This window comes from Sphingobium sp. S6 (assembly GCF_905120495.1).
GTDB lineage: Bacteria > Pseudomonadota > Alphaproteobacteria > Sphingomonadales > Sphingomonadaceae > Sphingobium > Sphingobium agri.
In genome coordinates, this window is record NZ_CAJHOG010000007.1 from 81,152 (window position 1) to 100,399 (window position 19,248).

At 64.2% G+C, this 19,248-nt stretch carries 15 protein-coding genes; 7 read left to right on the forward strand and 8 right to left on the reverse strand.

Features of this window, described 5'->3' with window-relative positions; genetic code table 11:
* Nucleotides 1-60: 60 nt before the first annotated feature.
* From SPHS8_RS16170 to SPHS8_RS16195, 6 genes are all read right to left on the reverse strand, one after another.
* Complete coding sequence (locus SPHS8_RS16170; RefSeq protein ID WP_201516449.1) at nt 61-936, reverse strand: alpha/beta hydrolase; 876 nt, start codon at nt 934-936, stop codon at nt 61-63.
* Nucleotides 933-2,024, reverse strand: coding sequence for an alcohol dehydrogenase catalytic domain-containing protein (locus tag SPHS8_RS16175; RefSeq protein WP_201516450.1), 1,092 nt, complete (start codon nt 2,022-2,024; stop codon nt 933-935). Before SPHS8_RS16175 ends, SPHS8_RS16170 begins: the two co-directional genes overlap by 4 nt.
* Before the next feature lie 2 nt (nt 2,025-2,026).
* Nucleotides 2,027-2,923, reverse strand: a complete 897-nt coding sequence (locus SPHS8_RS16180; protein ID WP_201516451.1) for an IclR family transcriptional regulator — start codon at nt 2,921-2,923, stop codon at nt 2,027-2,029.
* Between the two features lie 10 nt (nt 2,924-2,933).
* On the reverse strand, nt 2,934-4,820 hold the full coding sequence (locus SPHS8_RS16185; protein WP_201516452.1) for a flavin-containing monooxygenase: 1,887 nt from the start codon (nt 4,818-4,820) through the stop codon (nt 2,934-2,936).
* Between the two features lie 145 nt (nt 4,821-4,965).
* Nucleotides 4,966-5,757 (reverse strand): enoyl-CoA hydratase-related protein, encoded by a 792-nt coding sequence (locus SPHS8_RS16190; protein WP_201516453.1) that lies wholly within the window; start codon nt 5,755-5,757, stop codon nt 4,966-4,968.
* Nucleotides 5,754-6,569: an enoyl-CoA hydratase gene (locus SPHS8_RS16195; protein ID WP_201516454.1), complete on the reverse strand. Its 816-nt coding sequence runs from the start codon at nt 6,567-6,569 to the stop codon at nt 5,754-5,756. Before SPHS8_RS16195 ends, SPHS8_RS16190 begins: the two co-directional genes overlap by 4 nt.
* A gap of 154 nt (nt 6,570-6,723) precedes the next feature.
* Here SPHS8_RS16195 and SPHS8_RS16200 point away from each other — a divergent pair, with 154 nt between their 5' ends.
* The 7 genes from SPHS8_RS16200 to SPHS8_RS16230 all read left to right on the forward strand — a co-directional run bounded on the left by SPHS8_RS16200 (nt 6,724) and on the right by SPHS8_RS16230 (nt 15,841).
* Entirely contained in the window at nt 6,724-8,811 is a 2,088-nt protein-coding gene (locus SPHS8_RS16200; RefSeq protein ID WP_201516455.1) for an acyl-CoA dehydrogenase, read from the forward strand.
* 122 nt (nt 8,812-8,933) lie between these two features.
* On the forward strand, nt 8,934-10,289 hold the full coding sequence (locus SPHS8_RS16205; RefSeq protein ID WP_201516456.1) for a spinster family MFS transporter: 1,356 nt from the start codon (nt 8,934-8,936) through the stop codon (nt 10,287-10,289).
* A 75-nt stretch (nt 10,290-10,364) separates the two neighbouring features.
* Nucleotides 10,365-11,294 carry a phytanoyl-CoA dioxygenase family protein gene (locus SPHS8_RS16210; RefSeq protein ID WP_201516457.1) on the forward strand — a complete coding sequence of 310 codons (930 nt, stop codon included), beginning with the start codon at nt 10,365-10,367 and terminating at the stop codon, nt 11,292-11,294.
* Between the two features lie 186 nt (nt 11,295-11,480).
* Nucleotides 11,481-12,842 carry a spinster family MFS transporter gene (locus SPHS8_RS16215; protein ID WP_201531076.1) on the forward strand — a complete coding sequence of 454 codons (1,362 nt, stop codon included), beginning with the start codon at nt 11,481-11,483 and terminating at the stop codon, nt 12,840-12,842.
* Nucleotides 12,843-12,877: 35 nt separating this feature from the next.
* Nucleotides 12,878-13,552 carry an SDR family NAD(P)-dependent oxidoreductase gene (locus SPHS8_RS16220; RefSeq protein WP_201516459.1) on the forward strand — a complete coding sequence of 225 codons (675 nt, stop codon included), beginning with the start codon at nt 12,878-12,880 and terminating at the stop codon, nt 13,550-13,552.
* Nucleotides 13,553-13,729: 177 nt separating this feature from the next.
* Nucleotides 13,730-15,418 (forward strand): FAD-binding protein, encoded by a 1,689-nt coding sequence (locus tag SPHS8_RS16225; protein ID WP_201516460.1) that lies wholly within the window; start codon nt 13,730-13,732, stop codon nt 15,416-15,418.
* A gap of 27 nt (nt 15,419-15,445) precedes the next feature.
* The gene (locus tag SPHS8_RS16230) at nt 15,446-15,841 is read left to right on the forward strand and encodes a nuclear transport factor 2 family protein (protein ID WP_201516461.1); all 396 of its coding nucleotides are present in this window, start codon (nt 15,446-15,448) and stop codon (nt 15,839-15,841) included.
* A gap of 229 nt (nt 15,842-16,070) precedes the next feature.
* On the opposite strand, the gene SPHS8_RS16235 is transcribed toward SPHS8_RS16230, so the two are convergent.
* Both SPHS8_RS16235 and SPHS8_RS16240 read right to left on the reverse strand, forming a co-directional pair.
* The gene (locus SPHS8_RS16235; RefSeq protein ID WP_201516462.1) at nt 16,071-16,574 is read right to left on the reverse strand and encodes a lipocalin-like domain-containing protein; all 504 of its coding nucleotides are present in this window, start codon (nt 16,572-16,574) and stop codon (nt 16,071-16,073) included.
* A 97-nt stretch (nt 16,575-16,671) separates the two neighbouring features.
* A complete protein-coding gene (locus SPHS8_RS16240; RefSeq protein ID WP_201516463.1) occupies nt 16,672-19,242 on the reverse strand; it encodes a TonB-dependent receptor in 2,571 nt (856 codons plus the stop codon).
* Nucleotides 19,243-19,248: the final 6 nt, after the last annotated feature.

Sequence of the window (19,248 nt, forward strand, 5' to 3'; positions counted from 1 at the left end):
GATGCTACACTTGTCCTGCACCGGCCCGCTTCCGGTCAATTGAGCGGACCGGCTTTCCGGCTACGTGGAATCCCCGGATCGAGCCGGTTCCAACGCTTTCACAAAGCCCGCAATCGCCGCGATCGCATCCCGCGCTTCCTTGGTTCCGGGCGCAAGCAAGGGCCACACATGTCCCATCTCCGGCGCGACATGCAACGTAACTCGCCGATCCCCCAGCGCCAGCCGCGTGGCAAAGGCAACCGCCTCATCCAGCAACACCTCCGCCCCGCCGGTCAGCACCAATGTCGGCGGAAAGTCCGCCGGGTCAGCCTCCAGCGCCGAAACCAGCGGATCGCGCGGATCATGCCCCTGCAAATATAACTGCGCGCTATCCAGCACGGCCGCCTTGGAAAACATCGGGTCACGCGCCGCATTACGATCAAGGCTCTCGCCCCGCGCCGTCAAATCCAGCATCGGCGACACCAGCACGGCAGCCGCAGGCCGCTCACCAGCACGCGCCGCCATAACGCACAGCGCCGCCGCCAACCCGCCACCGGCAGAGTCGCCCGCGACCACGACCGACTGCCTGTTCTCTAACCCGCGATAAACCGCGACAACAGCGTGCAACGCCGCCGGAAAGGGGTGCTCGGGAGCCAGCGGGTAAAAGGGCAGGATGATCCGCCACCCCGCCTCATCCGCGATCCTTTGCGCATAATCCACATAGGCAAGCGGCGACCCCAGCCGATACCCCCCACCATGCAGGTAGATCATCTCCCCCCGCGCATCACACCCACGCGGCTCAATGACCAAACAACGCACGCCACCAATCACCGCCTCGCCCGCCCGCTCCCCCGCATCGGCAGGACCAGCCGCCCGCGCCCGCCGCTCGATCAGCGCATCATCGGCGGCATGGCCCGCTCGCAGCGGCGGCAGGTTCCAGGCATCGGCCCCGGTCACAGCACGAACACCCCGCGCGCCAGCTTGCCCTCCTCCAGGTCATGGAAGGCCCGTTCGAAGTCGGCAAGATCGTAACGCTGCGTCACCAGCTCATCCAGCAACAGCTTACCCCGCCGATATTGCGCGATATAGGACGGGATATCCTGATGCGGCCGCGACGCGCCATAGCGGGCACCCATCACCCCGCGATCGACAAAGGAGAGCGGCGTCAGCGATACCTCCGCCATCGTGCCCATCGCGGTCGTCCCGACGATCACGCAATTGCCGCCCCAGCCAAGGCTCGCCATGGCATCGTTCAGCACGCGCGTATTGCCGACGCACTCGAACGCCCAATCGACGCCGCTGCCATGGTCGGGATTGCCGCCGGACACGATGTCCTTGATCCGCTGCGGCACATCGCCCTGCGAAGCATCGATGAAGTCCGTCGCCCCAAACTCCCGCGCCTTCGCCTCGCGCGTGGGCAGCAAATCGATCGCGATGATCCGGCTCGCCCCGGAAAGCCGCAAGCCCTGCAACACATTAAGCCCAATGCCGCCGATGCCGAACACCGCCGCCGTCTCGCCCGGTTTCACCCGCGCCCGGTTGACGACCGATCCCACCCCCGTCAGCACGCCGCATCCCACGACGCAGGCGATGTCGAGCGGCACCGTCGGGTCGATTTTCACCGCCTGATTGGCCTTCACCACCGTCTTCTCGACAAAGGTCGATGTCGCTGCAAAGCTCGACACCGGCTCTCCGTTACGGCTGAACGGCTGGGCGCGGTTGCCATAGGATTGGCGGCAATGGGTCGGCCTGCCGCTCTCGCACGGGCCGCAACGCCCGCAATTGGCCAGCGTATGCAGCGCCACATGATCGCCCACCGCCAGTTCGGTGACGCCCGGCCCCAGCTTCTCGACGATGCCCGCCCCTTCATGGCCCAGCACCGCAGGCGCAGGCCAATCGATGGTGCCGTTGATGACCGAAATGTCCGAATGGCAAATGCCGCTCGCCACGATGCGCACCAGAACTTCGCCCGCGCCCGGCTCACGCACTTCGACATCCTCGACAAAACGGATCTTGCCCGGCCCTTCGTAGATCAGCGCCCGCATGTTCAGCCTCTCCCAACTTCACTCATCTGCTTGTCCGGCTCACACGGCATCCCGCTCGCCGCCCGGCAATGCCGCGCGACTGCCTCGCCCAGAGCAGCGATCCGGCTCAACGGCAGCGGCCGGTCGAAACCGAAAAGCGACAGGGTACAAAGCACCGCGCCGTCCGCGCCGAACACTGGGGCGGAGATCATCATCACCGGATGCAGCCGATCGGGCTGCGCCTCGATCATCAGGTAATCCTCGCCCATCTGCCCGATCCGTTCCGCGACGCGCTTTTGCCAGTCTCCGGCCAGCGGTTCCTCCGCCATGCCGAGAACGGCGAGCCCTGTCGCCGCCTGCTCCGGGCTGCGTTGCGTGACGGCATAGCCGCGCTGCCGCACCATCGCGAGCGACTGGCGCAGCCGGTCGGCATCGATCGCCCCCGCCGCCTTGGCGAGCCAGCTATCCACCTCCCGCTCGTCCGCCCAGGCGAGGAAGGGCGTGCCCAATGGCGGGATCAGCGGCACCCGCTGCCCCACCGCCAGGCCGGGCATACGCCCCGGCCCTTCCGACGCAAGCGCGATCAGCCGGTCATCCAGCCGCGCGGTGAGCAGGCTGTCCAGGTCCAGCTCAGCCGACAAAAGGGCGATCTGGTTCCGCGCCGCCGCCACCACCGGATGGCATTGCAGCGCCGCATGACCGATCGCGATCAGCGCCGGGCCAAGGCGATAATCCTTCCCCCGTTGCGCCCGGACGAGATAACCGTCCCGCGTCATCGCGCCCAGCAGCGCGTGGCAGGATGCGGGATTGAGGTCCAGCTGCCGCACCAGCTCCGTCAGCGAATAGCCGCGCAGGGGCGCTGCCGCCATGAAGTTCAATATGTCGATGGCGCGTGACGCGGCCAGGGCCGGGCGGGGCATCGCCGTTCCTTCAGCTCAATTCCAGATCGTCCCAATTCACCACCGTGCACATGCGGTGGTAATCGGGGCTGAGCCACGGCGCGTTGACCTGAAGCCTGCGATGCTCCCGGTTCACATAATAATTCTTCTCGATACCGCCTTCGGGCGTCATCTGAAGCCAGTTCTGCGCCTCGGCATCCAGTTCGCGATTATAGCGCTCGAACGCCTCGGGCTTCACATCGACGCGCCGCTTGTCTTCCTTCAGCATGCGCATGACGCATTGCGCGGCATAGCTCGCCCAGATCAGCCACCATTGCGGCAGGCCGGTGCCCCCGGTCAGCGGCTGCGAATTGGGGCCGTACAGCATGAACAGGTTGGGGAATTGCGGCACCATCATCGACAGATAGGCACGCGGCCCGTCGCCTGCGTCCCAGGTGTCGTGCAGGTCCTTGCCTTCCAGCCCCTTGTAGCGCGCGGGCCAGAGATATTTGAGGACGTCAAAGCCAGTCGCGGCGATGACGATGTCAAAGTCCCGCTCCGTCCCGTCCGCCATCACAAAGCCGCTTTTCGTGAAGCGCGCCACCGATCCGGTCAGCAACTCCACATTGTCGCGTGTCAGCGCGCGATACCATCCATTGTCCACCACCGGGCGGCGCGACATGGGCGCATAATCGGGTATCAGCTTTTCGATCAGGTCTTCGCGTCCACCGGTTTCCTGCCGGATATAGTTGGTCAGGAAGGCGCGCAGGTCGTCATTGGCCTTGCTGACCTTGCCCCCCTGAGCCTGCCATTCGCGATCGACGCGCTGTAACCGATCGATGTCGAACAGCGGCATCGTCGCGGTATAGCGCGACCAGTTCCAATAACCGGGCATATTCTCGTTGAGCCACGCCAGTTCCGGCTCGATCAGCGCGCCATATTTTTCGCGCGGGCTGATCCATTGCGGGGTGCGCTGCACGACACTGACATGCCCCGCCTTTTGCGCCACCGCGCTCAGCAATTGCACGCCGGTCGACCCATTGCCGATGATGGCGACCCGCTTGCCGCTAAGGTCCAGCCCCTTCGGCCAGGCGGACGGATGGATGATCTGCCCGCCGAAATCATGCACACCCTCAATGTCGGGCAGCTGCGCATTGGCGAAGGTGCCGCAAGCGGTGATCACCACATTGGCGACGATCTCCTGACGTCCGCCGGGCGTTTCGACGTCCAGCTTCCAGACGTTGCGCCCTTCGTCAAACACCGCACCCTTCACATCATGGCCAAAGCGGCTGTTCGCCATCACCCCATATTTGCGCGAGACATGCTGGAGGTAGGTGCGCACATCCTCGCCCCGGTTGAAATGCTCGCCCCAGGGATAGAGTTTTTCGAAGCTATATTCATAGGTGATCGACGGCGTATCGACCCGCACATCGGGATAGCGGTTGATCGTCCAAGTGCCCCCCGCCTCCGGCTGACGATCGAGCAGCAGATAGGGCAGGCCCAGCAACTCGCACTGTACCCCGGCCGCGATTCCAGCCGGGCCGCTGCCGATGATGACGATGCGGAAATCTTCGGGAATTTTAGGCTTCTCGCCTTCCCATTCGACGGCGCAGGGAACGGCACGGAAGGCCGGAAGGTCACGCCGCGCCTCGAACTCGACATCCGTCATCTCGCCCGACAGCATCGTCATCAAGCGGCGCAGCTCGTCCTCGGGCGGCTCTGGCAGATTCACCGGACCGGCATTGTCCGCCAACCACTCGACCGCGCGCTCCTTCAGCAGCGCCTTCTGCCCGTCGCTCATCAGCGCAGCAGCGGGCAGAGCGCCAATCTCCTCATCCCCGCTATTCTGATACAGCGCGATCCGCAAAGCATTCAGGTCCGCCAGCTCAACGGCGCGCCGTATGCTGTCAGTGTCGATCGCCTTTGCCGCCGTGGCCATTCATCCCGTCCCATTCTTTTCAGACGCGTCCGAGTGCGCCCGTCTCATTTTTTGCAATATCGAAACTTCAGGCCGAGGTAAGCCGAACCCGCGCCATTTCCGCAATGCCGGAACAGCCACTCAAAAAGGCGCTATTCCTTGCGTTTCAATGACCCAGGAAATGGGGCGTGCGCCGCTCCATGAATGCCCGCGCCGCTTCATTTGCATCATGCGACAACAGGCTGATCTGCGCATTCGCCGCCGCCTCCTGCGCCATGCTTTCCTCCAGCGCGATCACTCCCGCCGCGTTGAGGTTGCGCTTCATCGCCGCGAATGCCGCCGTCGGCCCGCTGGCGAGCTTCGCGGCCAAAGCCGCGCATTCACGCTCAAGTGCCTCATCCTCAACCAGCCGATTGACCAACCGGCTCGCCAACGCTTCGTCCCCCAGCATTGGCTCGTCGAGCAGGAACATCTCCCGCGCCCGCGCCGCGCCAAGCAGCCGGGTCAGCAGATAGCTTGCCCCCGGATCGCCGCACCGCCCGGCGCTGGCAAAGGCCAGCTTGAACTTCACCGTGCGCGATGCAATCCTCAGGTCGCACGCCGCCGCCATGACCAGCCCGCTCCCCGCCACCGGCCCACGCAGGCAGGCGATGGTAGGCTTGGGCATGCGATGGAGCAGCAGCGGAATTTCGCCATGAATGCTCATCTTCGCCGCAGCCTCATCGGCCCGCATCGGCTCGTCCCGCGCCGCCTTGCCGTCGCCCGACAGATCATAACCCGCGCAGAAACCGCGCCCCGCCCCCGCCAGCACGACACAGCGCACCGCCGGATCAACCGACCAGCCACGCAGGGTCAGCGCGATCTCGTCCAGCATCGCCTCCGTCACCGCGTTCAGCCGATCCGGCCGGTTCAGCGTCAGCGTGGCGACGCCCCCGTCAACCTGCGCCAGGATGCTCATGAGTGCGACTTCACCTTGTCCATGCCCGCCACGATGAACTCGCCGGTCTGGCCATAGGCCGACGCATGGCCCAGCTGGTGGATATCGAAACAGCTTTGCAGCGCCGCGCTCTGCCCCATGATGTCGAGCGTCTGGTTCACCGCCCGCTTCGCCATGGCAAGCGCATGGGGGTGCATCTGCGCAATTTCGCGCGCCAGCGCCAGCGCCTCGGCATCCAGCTCAGCGCGCGGCACGACCCGGTTCACCATGCCCCGCCGCTCCGCCTCATGCGCGTCGATCGGCTTGGCGGTGAACAGCATCTCCTTCGCCTTGCGCGGCCCCAGCTCCCACGTATGCCCATGATATTCGACCCCGCCGATGCCCATCAGCACCACCGGATCGGAAAAGCGCGCATCGTCAGCCGCGATGATCAGATCGCACGGCCATGCAAGGAGCAGCCCGCCCGCGATGCAGGCGCCCTGAACCGCCGCGATCGAAGGCTTGGGAATATCCCGCCAGCGCCTGGAATAGCCGAGATAATGTTTGGCTTCCCATTCATGGATGCCCAGCAGCCCGCGCTCCGGGATCGTCTCGCGGATGCGGTTGAACGACCCGTCGCGAATGGCCTCCGCGCTCACATCATGCCCGGCGGAAAAATGCTTGCCCTCCGCACGCAGCAGGATGACGCGCACGGACTCGTCCGCCGCCGCCTTTTCCCACGCTTCGTTCAACTGCTGCAAAAAAGGTTCATTCTGCGCGTTCGCCCGGTCGGCGCGATCCAGCGTGATCGTCGCCACCCGTTCCTCGACCGCGTAACGGATATATTCTACCATCTGACTTACTCCTGGACCGCTGGTTGCGCGCGATCGGCGCTGCGGACATCCGTTACCCGCGCCCTTCCGCACTGCCGGAAGCGCGCCGCCGCCAAATTGACATGTTGCACTTCAGGATGGCCAAGCAGAAGGGCGCGAACAAGGTGAAAACGGCATGAATCTCGAACTTAGCGAACAGCAGGCGATGATGCAGGAAGCAGCCCTGCGCTTCTTCGACCGCGAAGAGGTGGTGCAGGCCGCCCGCGCGTCCAAAGGCGCCGTCGACGCCAGCCTGTGGAGCCAGGCGGGCGAGATGGGCTTCATCACCATGCGCGCGCCCGAAGATCGCAGCGGCCTTGGCATGGGCCTCATGGAAGCCGCGCTGATCTGCGAAGCGGCGGGCCGGGGCGCAGCGCCTCTCCCGATCGCGGACGGCATCGCCGCCTGCGCGCTTCTGGGCGGGCTTGAGGGCGAAGCCGCCGCCGCGCTGCTCGATCAGGCATCCTCGACGCCCATCAGCTTCGACGCGCAGGACGGCTGCATCCAGCTCAGCTGGCAATCCGACGCCATCCACGCCGCCATGCCCAATGGCGAAGCGCGCATCATCGCCAGCGGCAATGCGGCACGGCAGTCATACGAAGCCGGCCTCACCGAACGAACCCTGCTCCGCTCGGCCTGGCTGGTCGGCGCAGGCACCCGCGCGATCGAAATGGCCGCCGCCTATGCCACCGACCGCAAGCAATTCGACCAGCCGATCGGCGCGTTTCAGGGCGTGGCTTTCCCCCTCGCCGACTCCATCACCGACATGGAGGGCGGCCGCCTGCTGCTATGGCGCACCATCTGGGGCGTCGCGCAGAAGCAGCCCGAAGCAGGCGCGCTCGCCGCCATGACCAGCTGGTGGACCGCCACCACCGCCCGAGCCGCCGTGCGCCGGGCGCTGCGCACCTTCGGCGGCTATGGCCTGTCCGACGAATATGACATCCACCTCTATTTCCTCGCGATCGATCGCGTGGCCTTGGCGGAAGGCGATCCGGAGGACCGGCTGGTCGATGCGGGCGATCGCCTATGGGCAGGCACAACGACCGCCCTGCCCGACGCTGGCGACCCCGGCGTCGAAATGGGCTTCACCCCCGCCGAAGAGACGTTTGCGACAGAAGTACGCACCTTCCTCGCAACCGTCATGACGCCCGAACTGCAAAGCGCAGCAGCCACCTCCACCGACGGCCACCTGCCCGACCTCCACCGCAAGCTTGCCGCAGCGGGCCTCGCCTATCCCGATTGGCCCCGTGAATGGGGCGGGCAGGACCGCAGCCCCATGGAAGTCACCGCGCTCGGCCGCGTGTTCGAGGAATTCGGCATCTCACGCATCCCGATCGGCTGCACCAACATGGGCGCGCGCATGACGATGAAGTTCGGCTCGCCCGAACTGAAGGCCGAAGTGCTGCCGCGCCTCGCCGACGGATCGGCGCTCGCCTGCCTTGGCTTTACCGAGCCGGCATCAGGATCGGACATGTACGCCGCCCGCACCCGTGCCGTGCGCGATGGGGATGACTGGATCATCACCGGGCAAAAGATGTTCACCACCGGCGCCCATATCTCCGACTATATATTGATGCTCGCCCGCACCGATCCCGACGCGCCCAAGCATAAAGGTATCACCATCTTCTTCTTCCCCATGAGCCTGCCAGGCATCACGATCCAGCCGGTCGACACGCTCCAGGATGAACGCACCAACATCACCTTCTATGACGAAGTGCGCGTGCCCGATCGCTACCGGCTCGGCGAAGTCAATGGCGGGCTCAAGGTCATGGCGGCCGCCATGGAAATCGAACATGGCGGCGAAGGCTATCATATCTATCACCACAGTCTCATGCGCGCCGCGCTGGATTGGGCAGGCAGCAGCGACGCGGCGGGCAAGCGCGCGATCGACAAGCCTGCGGTCCGCGCCCGCCTTGCCCGCGTGCGCACCCATCTGGAGATCGCGGACCTCATGTGCCGCCGCGTCACCTGGGCGATAGAGACAGGCCGGATGACCCGCGCCATCGGCCCGATGGCCAAAATGTTCACCACCGAAATCTACATGGCTGACGCTGCCGATCTCGCCGCCCTTGCCGCGCCCGGCACGCTCACCCATGGAACGCCCGCCTTGGCGAAGATCGAGGAATCCTACCGCCAGTCGATCGGCCAGACCATCTATGGCGGCACCAGCGAGGTTCACCGCACCATCATCGCGCAGCATCACCTCGGCCTGCCCCGCGCCTGACCTGCGGCCTTCCATATGCGCGGAAAGTTGCGCACCCGCGTTGATCCTGATCGCGATCCGATGATCTTGGCTCCCATGACCTGAGCCGTTGCGCATGTGGCGGCTCCCTGGGAGACAAGCTGATGACGAACCCGGCACCGCTGACCATGTCAGATGCCCTCCCGGCGGTTGGACCGGACGCTATCGCCGCATCATCCCCGCTCCAGGGCCGACGCCGCACGGCAATGCTGCTGATGCTCGCCTTCATCTACAGCCTCAACTATCTTGACCGCCAGATCGTCGTCATCCTTCAGGAACCCATAAAGGCTGACTTCAAGCTCGCTGACTGGGAACTCGGCCTGCTGACCGGCGGGGCCTTTGGCATCTTCTATACCCTGATGGGCATTCCCATCGCCCAGCTGATTGATCGTGGCGTCAATCGCGTGCGGCTGATCGCGCTGTTCACCGCCAGCTGGAGCATCATGACGGCGCTCTGCGGCCTCACCCGCAGTTTCGGCGCCTTCTTCGCCGCGCGCATGGGCGTTGGACTTGCCGAAGCAGGCTTCGCCCCCGCCGCCCACTCCCTCATCTCCGATCTCTACCCGCCCCGCGAGCGACCCGCTGCGGCGGGCCTCTTCGCCATCGGCGTGCCGGTCGGAATCATGGCGGGCCTATCCATCGGCGGCATCGTCGCGCAGGCGACGGATTGGCGCACAGCCCTTCTGCTGGCGGGCGTCCCCGGCATCCTGATCGCGATCCTCTTTCCCCTCATCGCCCGTGAGCCGATCCGTGGCGGAACCGAAGACCCGTCCGATCAACCAGCACAAACGCCAGAGTCGCTGACTTTCTTCCAGAGCCTGCGTGTCTTGGCGCGGCGCCGGGCCTTCGTCCACATTGCCGCCGGTACGGCGATCATGGCCTTCGCCCAGACCGGCATTTCGACCTGGCTGCCTTCCTTCCTCATCCGCAACCATGGCATGAGCCTGGCACATGTCGGCATCGGCCTTGGCCTGTTGACCGGCATATGCGGGGCGATCGGCACCTGGGCCGGCGGGTGGCAGGGGACACGCCTTGCCAAGTCAGGCCTCCACATGGCGCTCTGGCTGCCGATCGCGGGGATGCTCCTCTCCATCCCGCTGGACATTGTCGCGCTCAGCATGGCGGATGGGCAGAGCGTTCTCCTCATCCTGATCCCCAGCTACATTGTCGGCTCCTTCTGGACCGCGCCCTCCATCGCCCTCATCCAAAGCCTCGCGCCGGTGTCGATGCGTGCGCGGGCGAGCGCCGTGAACATCGTGGCGGCGAACCTGATCGGCGTATCGATGGGGCCACTTGCCGCAGGCGTGCTCAGCGACGCTTTCGCCTATCTGCGCGGGGGTGACGCGGCGCTTGGCCTGCGGGATGCGCTGATCTGCCTCACCGCCTTCTTCCTGTGGGCCGCCTGGCACTGGACCATGGCGGTGCGCGCCCTCAAGCAGGAAAGTACAACGGCCGTTTGAATTGATTGCGTGAGATCGGGATTATAAAATAAGGACGATCCGGAACACGGACGAATAGGAGAGAGAGGATAAGCCATGGCCACCGGAAACGCGAAACGCCAAGTCACGCACAATATGGGCGCGATGGACACCCGCCCCGTAAAACATCTGGAATTTGACGGTCCCCTGCCGCAACCGACCAAGGACATGGATCAGATCCGCGCCGATCTCGACCGCGCGGGCTATGCGATCGCGGCAGAGGTCGTCAGCCGGGACAAGGCGCGCGAGATGCGCGACTTCCTCGCCGCCGAGATCGCCCGCGAAGAAGCGATCGACGAAGAGCGCGTGCGCCGTTTCTACACCGACAATGACGATCTCAACCGCCGCATGTCGGGCTGCCATCTGATGAACCGGGAACGCTTCTTCCGCGACATTCTGGAACATGAAATGCCGCTTCAGCTCACCCGCGAACTGCTGGGGCCGCAGACACTGGACGAATCCTATCTGGTGCACAGCTATGGCGCCAACGTCACCCGTCCCGGGAGCGCGCAGCAGGGCATTCACCGCGACCGCAGCGGCGCGATGCCTTTGTCCGCCGGTGCCGCGCAGACCCGCTTCATCTGGTGCCTCGATGATTTCGTCGAAGCCAATGGCGCGACCCGCATGGTCCCCGGCAGCCATCGCGACACGGAACCGCAATCCTGGGCGGTCCAATATGAATCCGTGCCTGCCGAAGCGCCTGCCGGGTCCGTGCTCATCTACACCGACCTGCTGCTGCATGGCACGGGCGCGAACACATCGACGGACCTGGAGCGCGCTGGCGTGATCGTCGGCTATTGCCCGCCCTGGTGGAAGCCCATGATCAACTTCCCGATGACGATCGACCCTGAAGTGATGAAGGGCTCGTCCAAGGTCCTGCGCCAGATCCTCGGCTACAGCTCCGTCTCTGTCGGCTTCGACGAACCCTGGACCTATGCCCCTGACGCCGTGAAGGACCTGATCGTCCCGCCAGAGATGGAATGGTGAGGTAAAGGAGAGGTTTGCCGGCACCGGACCGGCCGGGCCTGCTCGTCCGGCGCCGCTCCACATTTGCGGATCAACGCACCTCAGCGCTTGCGAATTTGATGCGCCTGCGCCATGCCTCCCCAGATAATTGCACCCGGCCATGAAGTTTCAGCTGCGCGGACCGGGTGCCCGCAATGTGAGGAGAGAATGATGGCGCCCATGGAGGAGAGGCCGGCCCGCCCGGCCTATGCGCTTTATATCTTGCTGCTGCTGCTGGCGATCAATTCGCTCAGCTACGCGGATCGCCACGTCTTCTCTGTCCTCATCCCGGCAATCAAGACGGAATTCGGCGCGTCCGATTCGCTGCTTGGCCTCGTCGGCGGGCCCGGTTTCGTCGCCAGCTATGTGTTGTTCAGCATGCCGCTCGCCCGTTTCGCCGACCGATGGTCGCGGCGCGGGGTCCTCACCCTGTCGGCCACGCTCTGGAGCGCCGCGACGGCGGCATGCGGTGCGGCTGGCAACATGCTGCAAATGAGCATTGCCCGCCTGATGGTCGGCATCGGCGAGGCGGGCGGCCTGCCGCCAGCGCAATCGCTCCTCGCCAGCCTCTATGACGAACGCCGCCGGTCGAGCGCGATGGGCGTTCTTTCCGCTTCCACCTATATCGGCGTCGTGCTCGGCCTCACCGGCGGCGCGGCCGTCGCCGCGATGTGGGGCTGGCGCTGGGCCTTTTTCGCGCTCGCCATCCCCGGCTTTCCCTTGGCGCTCCTGCTCTGGCTCACCGGCCCGCGCCGCAGCAAGGCCGCGCAGACGCCCAGCGATGAGCCATCCGAAAGCCTGTGGCGAGCCATCCGGCGCTGCTGGTCGATCCCTTCCCTGCGCCTGCTGGGCCTGGGTGTCGGGACGTTCAACATTTTCGGCTATGCCGCCGCCATTTGGAAGCCCGCCTTCTTCATGCGGTCCCATGGCATGACCATTGTCGAAGCAGGCTCCTGGCTTGGCATCGGCGCGGCGATCGGCGGCATCACGGGCAGCTTGCTCAGCGGCGTCATCGTGGACCGCCTGCGCGTGCGTGGCGAAGAATGGCAGCTGCGCGTCCCGGCCATCGCCTTCCTGCTCGCCTTCCCGCTCTTCATCGTCATGTTCACGCTGCCCGGCGGCGCCGCCGTCCAGATCGGCGGCCTGCGCGTCCCCGGCGTCGCGCTGCTTTCCATCCTCACCGGCATGATGGCCGCGATGTGGGCGGGCCCTTCCTTCGGCGCAGCCGCCCGCCTCGTCCTGCCGCACCAACGGGCCCAGGCGACCGCGATGCTGGTCGTCATCATCAACGTCATCGGCAGCGCCTTCGGCCCCGTCCTGGGCGGCATCGTCAGCGACTTGCTCGCTGACCGGTTCGGTGCCGAATCCCTCCGCATCAGCCTCTTCTCGCTTTCGGTGCTGACGATTTTCGGCGGGCTGCTTTTCTGGCGGGCGTCCGTCCATTATCCCCACGACCTGACCCGCGTCGGTCGCTCCGATGAGGCCCCCTCACTGCTGGGCGAGGGGAAAATGAAGGAATCGACGCTCTGATCGCCGCAACAGAGCCACGAACAGGAGAAGATGGCATGAAAACTCACGCGATCGTGACCGGCGCTGCTGGCATATTGGGCCAGGCCGTCACCCAGGCGCTGGTCCAGGCAGGCTACAAGGTGACCGGCATCGACCGCGCCGACAGCGCGGGCACGGGGACGCAGGGCACTTATTTGGGCGGCGTCGATCTGGCGGACCCTGACGCAACAGCGGCCGCCGTCAATCAGGCGATCGACGCCAACGGCCCCCTCTCAGCCCTCGTCAACGTCGCGGGCACCTTCCGCTGGGAAACCGTCGCCGATGGCGATGCCGCGACCTGGGCGACGCTGTTCGACATCAACCTGCGCACCGCCGTCAACGCCGTGCGCGCCGCCCTCCCCTCGCTTCGTGAAGGCGGCGGCGCGATCGTCAGCATCGGCGCGGCCTCCGCGATCAAGGCGGGGGCGGGCATGGGCGCCTATGCCGCCAGCAAGGCGGGCATCGCAAAGCTCACCGAAGCGCTGGCCGAGGAAGAAAAGGACAATGGCGTCCGCGTCAACGCCGTGCAGCCGTCGATCATCGACACGCCCGCCAACCGCGCGGACATGAGCGACGCCGACTTCAGCCGCTGGGTGTCGCCAGCGCAGGTCGCCAGCGTCATTGCCTTCCTCCTGTCGGATGGCGCGGCCGCTGTCACCGGCGCCTGCATCCCGGTGACGGGCCGCTGCTGATCTGCCGCCAAACCACCGCCCTTGCATGCTAAAATCGCGCCGCAGCTACGCAAGAGTTGACATTATAGCCGGTAAGGTCACAGTTCGCGTGAATATTGCGGGAGGGGATTGGCGCAGCGGCCTGTTCGCGGCAGCGCCACCCGTCCGCTTGGGAACCCGGATCGGAATGGGGCTGTAATGAGTAATTGGGACAAGGAAGTCGACATTCTGGTGGTGGGGTCGGGCGCGGGCGGCCTCCTCGCGGGCCTTGTCGGAGCGCACAACCGCGCCGATGTACTGATCGTTGAAAAGGCCGATCTTTGGGGCGGCACGTCTGCCACGTCAGGCGGCGGCATCTGGATCCCGGGCAGCGACGTAGCCAAGGCGGCGGGCTTCGAAGATAATCTCGACGACGCGTTCACCTATCTGCGCGGCCTTTCGGCGGACAATGTGCCGGACGAAAATATCCGCGCCTATGTCGATAATGCCGCGCCCATGCTGCGCTGGGTCATGGCGAACACGCCGGTCCAGTATATGGCCTTCCCCTATCCCGATTATCATGCCGAAAATCCCGGCGGGTCGGCGCAGGGCTATCGCACCCACCTGCCCATGCCCATCGACGGCAAGCCGCTCGGCAAGGAAATCCGAACCCTGCGCTTCGCGTCTCCTGCGGCGAGCCTGTTCGGCTATCTCAACTGGCATTTCAGCGAAACGAGCGAACTGCTCTACCGCACGAAGGGCTGGATGAAGAACCTCGTCGTCAACATGTCGCGCTACTGGCTCGACCTTCCCTTCCGCCTGACCTCGCGCAAGGATCGCCGCCTGACGCTCGGCAATGCGCTGACCGGCGGCCTGCGCATGGCACTCGACAAGGCGGGCGTGCCCGTCTGGCTCGACACGCCGCTTAGCGAACTCATCCGTGAAAACGGCCGCGTCACTGGCGCAGTGGTCGAAAAGGATGGCAAGCCCTACCGCATCGGCGTGCGCAAGGGCGTGGTGCTCGCCGCCGGTGGTTTCGACAAGAACCAGACGATGCGCGACGCCAACTCGCCCCTTTATCCCACGTCCCGCTATTCGGGCGGCGTCACCAGCAATACCGGCGACGCGATCCGCGCGGGCGAAGCGGTCGGCGCCAACATGCTGAACCTGCAATCGGCCTGGGCCGCGCCGGTCTTCTACGTGCCCGGCGAAGATCGCGGGCGGCTATGCACGGTCGAACGGGCGCTGCCCGGCTGCCTGATGGTCAACCAGAGCGGCAAGCGCTATCTGAACGAAGCCGCCTCTTACCATATCGTCGGCCAGCAAATGGCGCGGCGGGAAGCGGAACATCACGACGCCAGCCCCAGCTGGATGATCTTCGACCACAAATATCGCCACCAATTTCCGATGGGCCCGCTCTACCCGCTCATGCCAACTTTCATGCATAACAAGGGCGTGCGCAGCATCCTGAAGCAGGGCCGCTCGATCGAGGAGTTGGCGGGCAAGATCGGCATCGATCCGGCGGCGCTCTCCGCCACCATCGCCCGGTTCAATACCCATGCCGCCAAGGGTGAAGACCCCGAATTCCATCGCGGCGAAGCGGCCTATGACAAAATGTATGGCGACTTCCGCCACGGCCCCAACCCCTGCCTGCGTCCGCTCGACAAAGGCCCCTTCTACGCCATGCCCATCTATCCCGGCGACATCGGCACCAATGGCGGCCTGCTCACCAATGCAAAGGCCCAGGTTCTGGATGATGCAGGCGCGCCCATCCCTGGCCTTTACGCGGTCGGCAACAATGCCGCCTCAGCCATGGGGGAAAGCTATCCCGGCGCGGGCGTCACCATCGGCCCCGCAATGACCTTCGCCTATGTCGCCGCCCGCGACATGACCGGCGCGAACGCGTGATCCTGACCAGCTGGAGAAATGGCGCGCATGGCTGACCGGCAACGGCAGCTTGTGCGCCGCTTCTTCGACGGCCTCACCAGCGGGGCTTTCGATGCCGATCTTTTCGCGGATGATCTGGCCTGCTGGACTACTGCATCAGGAAAGATGGAGGCACGCCTATACCGCGCTGTACCTGCTATGCTGAAAAGCATCTTCCCCGATGGCCTTGCCTTCCACATCGATGCGATCATTGCGGAGGGCGATCGCGCCGCCGCCGAAGCCCGGTCTGAAGGAATGTTCGACGCCGGTCAGGTCTACACGAACGACTATGTTTTCCTGTTCACCTTCCATGGTGACCGCATTTCGTCAGTCGCTGAACATCTCAATCCCCTTCGGGTGCCCAAGGCGCTGGCTGCACGCATGATGGCCGCCCTATCGGCCTAGAGCATGATCCGGGCAAACAGGATCGGATCATGCTCCATTTACCTTTGATTTTCCGCATTTTCCGAGCCAGTAGATGATGCCATCCGCTTCGAAGATACTCTAGAGCGGGATCGTCATACACAAAGCATTCGCATCCGTTGCGTCGCCCCGACATGATCATGCTCCAGGCAAATATCCGCCGGAATTTGATCCTGCCTCTCGGGAAGACAGATGATGCGCGGTGATCGCATCACGCGCCACTCATCTCCCGCGCCGCAACCGTAACCACGCGCCGCCACTCGATCCTCACCAGATCATCACCGATCGCGGCTTCCAGGAACAGCCGATCACCCTCGAATGCATAATGGCGCGGCTGGTCTGATCCGATCCAGTCGGGATACCACGCCCCATCGACATGGTGGGTGATGATCCCGGCTTCCGCATCGATCGAAAAGCGCCCGAAATAGCCGCTATAGCCCCGGATCGATCCCCCGAGTGCCTCGTCGCTCACCTGATACACGCTGGGCTTGCCGAACAGGGGCCGGTTCGCCTGCATCAGGTGACAGCTCATATGCCCATCGGCACTGTACATGATCTGGCCGAGGGCATCCGTGCCAAAGGGATGATCCCGCGAGCCATCGGGATGAAAGGTCGTCCACAGGACCAGCTGCCACCCGCCAATGAACGCGGCAAAGGCCTCCTGCGCGCTCATCTCCGGGCGGGTGAGCCGCTCCGGCAATCCGTTTGCAACCATTCGCCCTCTCCCGGTCCGTTCTATCGATACCGATGATGCCTTGGTCGCCCGGCATGTCCACAAAGAAAAAGGGCCGGGTTTCCCCGGCCCTCTCTTTTTACTCGCCGCCGAAGCGATATTTCAGGCGCAGCCCGTACATGCGGGGTTCGCCATAGAGGCTCGTTTGATACAGCAACCCGCCCTGCTGGTACACGTTGCTGTTGCTGATGCGATAAAGCTTGTTGGTTGCATTGGTGACGAACAGCCCCACATCGAACCCGCTGCCCGCAACGCCGTTCCAATCGAGCGACATGTTGAGCAAGCCGAACGCTTCCAGATAGGCGCCCGGCTGCTGCGCAGGCACGTTGCCGGGATCAGTATACTGACGCGAACTGTGCGAATAATTCACGAAGAAGTTCAAATCACCCATGTCATCGCCAACCGGTATCGTGGCATTCGCATGAATGCTCCAGATGTATGGCGAAACATATTGGAAGGGCAGACAGCTCAGGTCCACCGTGCCGCCCGGCGCCACGCCACCGTTACAGCCGAAGCCACCGGTGCTCGTGGTGAACTCATATGTCTTGTACTTCGCGTCAGTGTGGCTGAAGTTACCACCGATCTCCAGGCCCTTGAACGGCTGCATGGAAGCTTCGACTTCGACACCCTTGATCCGCGCGTCGGCATTCCGGACGACCGCGCCACCAGCAGCCGACGCGGGATTATAGTCCGCCCCAGCCCGCTGAATGTCCTTGTAGTCCAGCAGATAGGCGCTGGTATTCAGACGGAATGGCACATCGGCAATCCGGAAATCGGCCTTGAAGCCAGCTTCATAGGATGTGACCTTTTCCGGCTGGAAGGTTCGGGTGTTGGTGAACACGGCCTGCTGGTTGAACCCGCCTGCTTTGTACCCACGGCTCACCTTGCCGAACAGCAGCACGTCGCGCATCACCTTGTAATCAAGTCCGATCAGCCAGGTCGAAGCCTTGCTGTTCAGTTCCGCGGTGTAGGTGCAATCCGCGATGGCAGTCGCAAGAGGCACGGTCAGACCACTCGATGCGCAAGTCGCGTCAGTTCCATTGATCTCCGGTACGAATGCCGTCGAAAAACCACGGATCTTGTCCCAGGTGTGGCGATAGCCGCCGGTCAGACGCAAGCTCTCCAGAGCAGGCGACACCGCTCCGAAATCGAATGTTGCCTGAGCGTAGAGGGCCTTCGACGTCTGGGTCGTGCCGTAAGTGCTGTAGTTTGACGGACACACGATATTGGATCCGGTGAACGCAGCCGGGCAGTAGACGATCGCTGCGCCAACCTGCTTGCCGCTCGGCCGCTGGTCATAATAGAAACCGCCGACCGTGTACGTCAGATGCTTGTCGAGGGTGGATCCCTGCAGCTGAAGTTCTTCCGTGAACTGCTTCAGATCGTCACGCGGGAAGCCCGGATCCGACGCATTGAGATATGTCAGCGGCGTGTTGTCACCTGGCAGCAGGACCTGGCCTGGAGCGGGCAGGCGATTGGGATCAACATCATGCTGCTGCAGGATCGTGCCGTCGCTGTCATAGGCATAATCCAGCTTCAGTTTCTGGAAGCTGACAATGTTGCGCAGCGTCAGTTCGTCGCTCAACTCGATATCGGTCGTGTTGGAAACGCCCCACGTCTTGGTGCGCGAGAAGATATCGACCCCGAGTGCGGTCTTGCGCGGGCCCAATGCATTGGCCTGTGCCGATGCAGCGCGATACACGTCGCAGGATGCGACCGCGTTCGGAATGGTTGGCCCTTCGATGCAGAAGGGGGCCGGCGAGCCATCGGCAGGGTTCACAAGGCTCTTGAGCCCTTCGATGTTGAAGCCCTTGTGGACGAAGCCCGCGCCATTGTTGCTGGACTTCGCACCATAAATCATCGTGTAGTTTTCAATGGTCTCGGTCGGCTTGAAGGTGATGCCGATGCGGCCCGAATACCAATGTTCGTCGTCGCGATCCTTGTTCCATACGACATCGCGCGTAAATCCATCGCGATCATGGAAGGCGCCGACGACGCGAACCAGCAGCTTGTCTTCGATAACGGGAACATTGACCGCGCCTTCGACGTAACGGCGGTCATAATTGCCGATCTCGCCCTTGATCCAGCCGCCAAACTCGTTCGTCGGCTTCTTGGGCACCAACAGCACGGCGCCACCGGTCGTGTTGCGACCGAACAGCGTGCCCTGCGGGCCGGACAGTACCTGCAGATTCTCAAGATCGACGAAGTTGCCAGGGCCGCCCTGCTGGCTGAGCGTGATGCCAGCGGGCAGCGGCACTTCGTTCATGTAAACGACGACGCCCGGCGATGCCTGGAAGGTGGCGCCTTGGCCGCGAATGGTGAAGGACTGCGATTCACGCGACCCCTGACCGTTGGGACCAACCACCAGCGACGGGACGCTCGCCTGAAGGTCCTGCTCCTTGGCGATGCCCTGTTGCTCCAGCCGATCGGCGGACAGCGCGGTGATGGCGATCGGAACATCCTGGTTGCGTTCCGCGCGCCGGTTGGCGGTCACGACGATATCGGTGAGGCCGATATTCTCGCCCGCGCCCTGCGGCTGTGCTTCGGTTTGGGCCAGGACGGCCGGGGCGAATATTGAGACGGCAAAACCAGCCATCATGCTGGTAGCAAGCAACGGCAATCGACGCCGCGCGCGGATAACAGACGACATTCACAC

What these genes read in the sequence shown, in the direction of transcription:
- SPHS8_RS16200 (WP_201516455.1), top strand. Translation starts at nt 6,724, where the DNA reads ATGAATCTCGAACTTAGCGAACAGCAGGCGATGATGCAGGAAGCAGCC.
- SPHS8_RS16220 (WP_201516459.1), top strand. Translation starts at nt 12,878, where the DNA reads ATGAAAACTCACGCGATCGTGACCGGCGCTGCTGGCATATTGGGCCAG.
- SPHS8_RS16225 (WP_201516460.1), top strand. Translation starts at nt 13,730, where the DNA reads ATGAGTAATTGGGACAAGGAAGTCGACATTCTGGTGGTGGGGTCGGGC.
- SPHS8_RS16180 (WP_201516451.1), bottom strand. Translation starts at nt 2,923, where the DNA reads ATGCCCCGCCCGGCCCTGGCCGCGTCACGCGCCATCGACATATTGAAC.
- SPHS8_RS16210 (WP_201516457.1), top strand. Translation starts at nt 10,365, where the DNA reads ATGGCCACCGGAAACGCGAAACGCCAAGTCACGCACAATATGGGCGCG.
- SPHS8_RS16235 (WP_201516462.1), bottom strand. Translation starts at nt 16,574, where the DNA reads ATGGTTGCAAACGGATTGCCGGAGCGGCTCACCCGCCCGGAGATGAGC.
- SPHS8_RS16175 (WP_201516450.1), bottom strand. Translation starts at nt 2,024, where the DNA reads ATGCGGGCGCTGATCTACGAAGGGCCGGGCAAGATCCGTTTTGTCGAG.
- SPHS8_RS16190 (WP_201516453.1), bottom strand. Translation starts at nt 5,757, where the DNA reads ATGAGCATCCTGGCGCAGGTTGACGGGGGCGTCGCCACGCTGACGCTG.
- SPHS8_RS16185 (WP_201516452.1), bottom strand. Translation starts at nt 4,820, where the DNA reads ATGGCCACGGCGGCAAAGGCGATCGACACTGACAGCATACGGCGCGCC.
- SPHS8_RS16240 (WP_201516463.1), bottom strand. Translation starts at nt 19,242, where the DNA reads ATGTCGTCTGTTATCCGCGCGCGGCGTCGATTGCCGTTGCTTGCTACC.
- SPHS8_RS16195 (WP_201516454.1), bottom strand. Translation starts at nt 6,569, where the DNA reads ATGGTAGAATATATCCGTTACGCGGTCGAGGAACGGGTGGCGACGATC.
- SPHS8_RS16215 (WP_201531076.1), top strand. Translation starts at nt 11,481, where the DNA reads ATGATGGCGCCCATGGAGGAGAGGCCGGCCCGCCCGGCCTATGCGCTT.
- SPHS8_RS16205 (WP_201516456.1), top strand. Translation starts at nt 8,934, where the DNA reads ATGACGAACCCGGCACCGCTGACCATGTCAGATGCCCTCCCGGCGGTT.
- SPHS8_RS16230 (WP_201516461.1), top strand. Translation starts at nt 15,446, where the DNA reads ATGGCTGACCGGCAACGGCAGCTTGTGCGCCGCTTCTTCGACGGCCTC.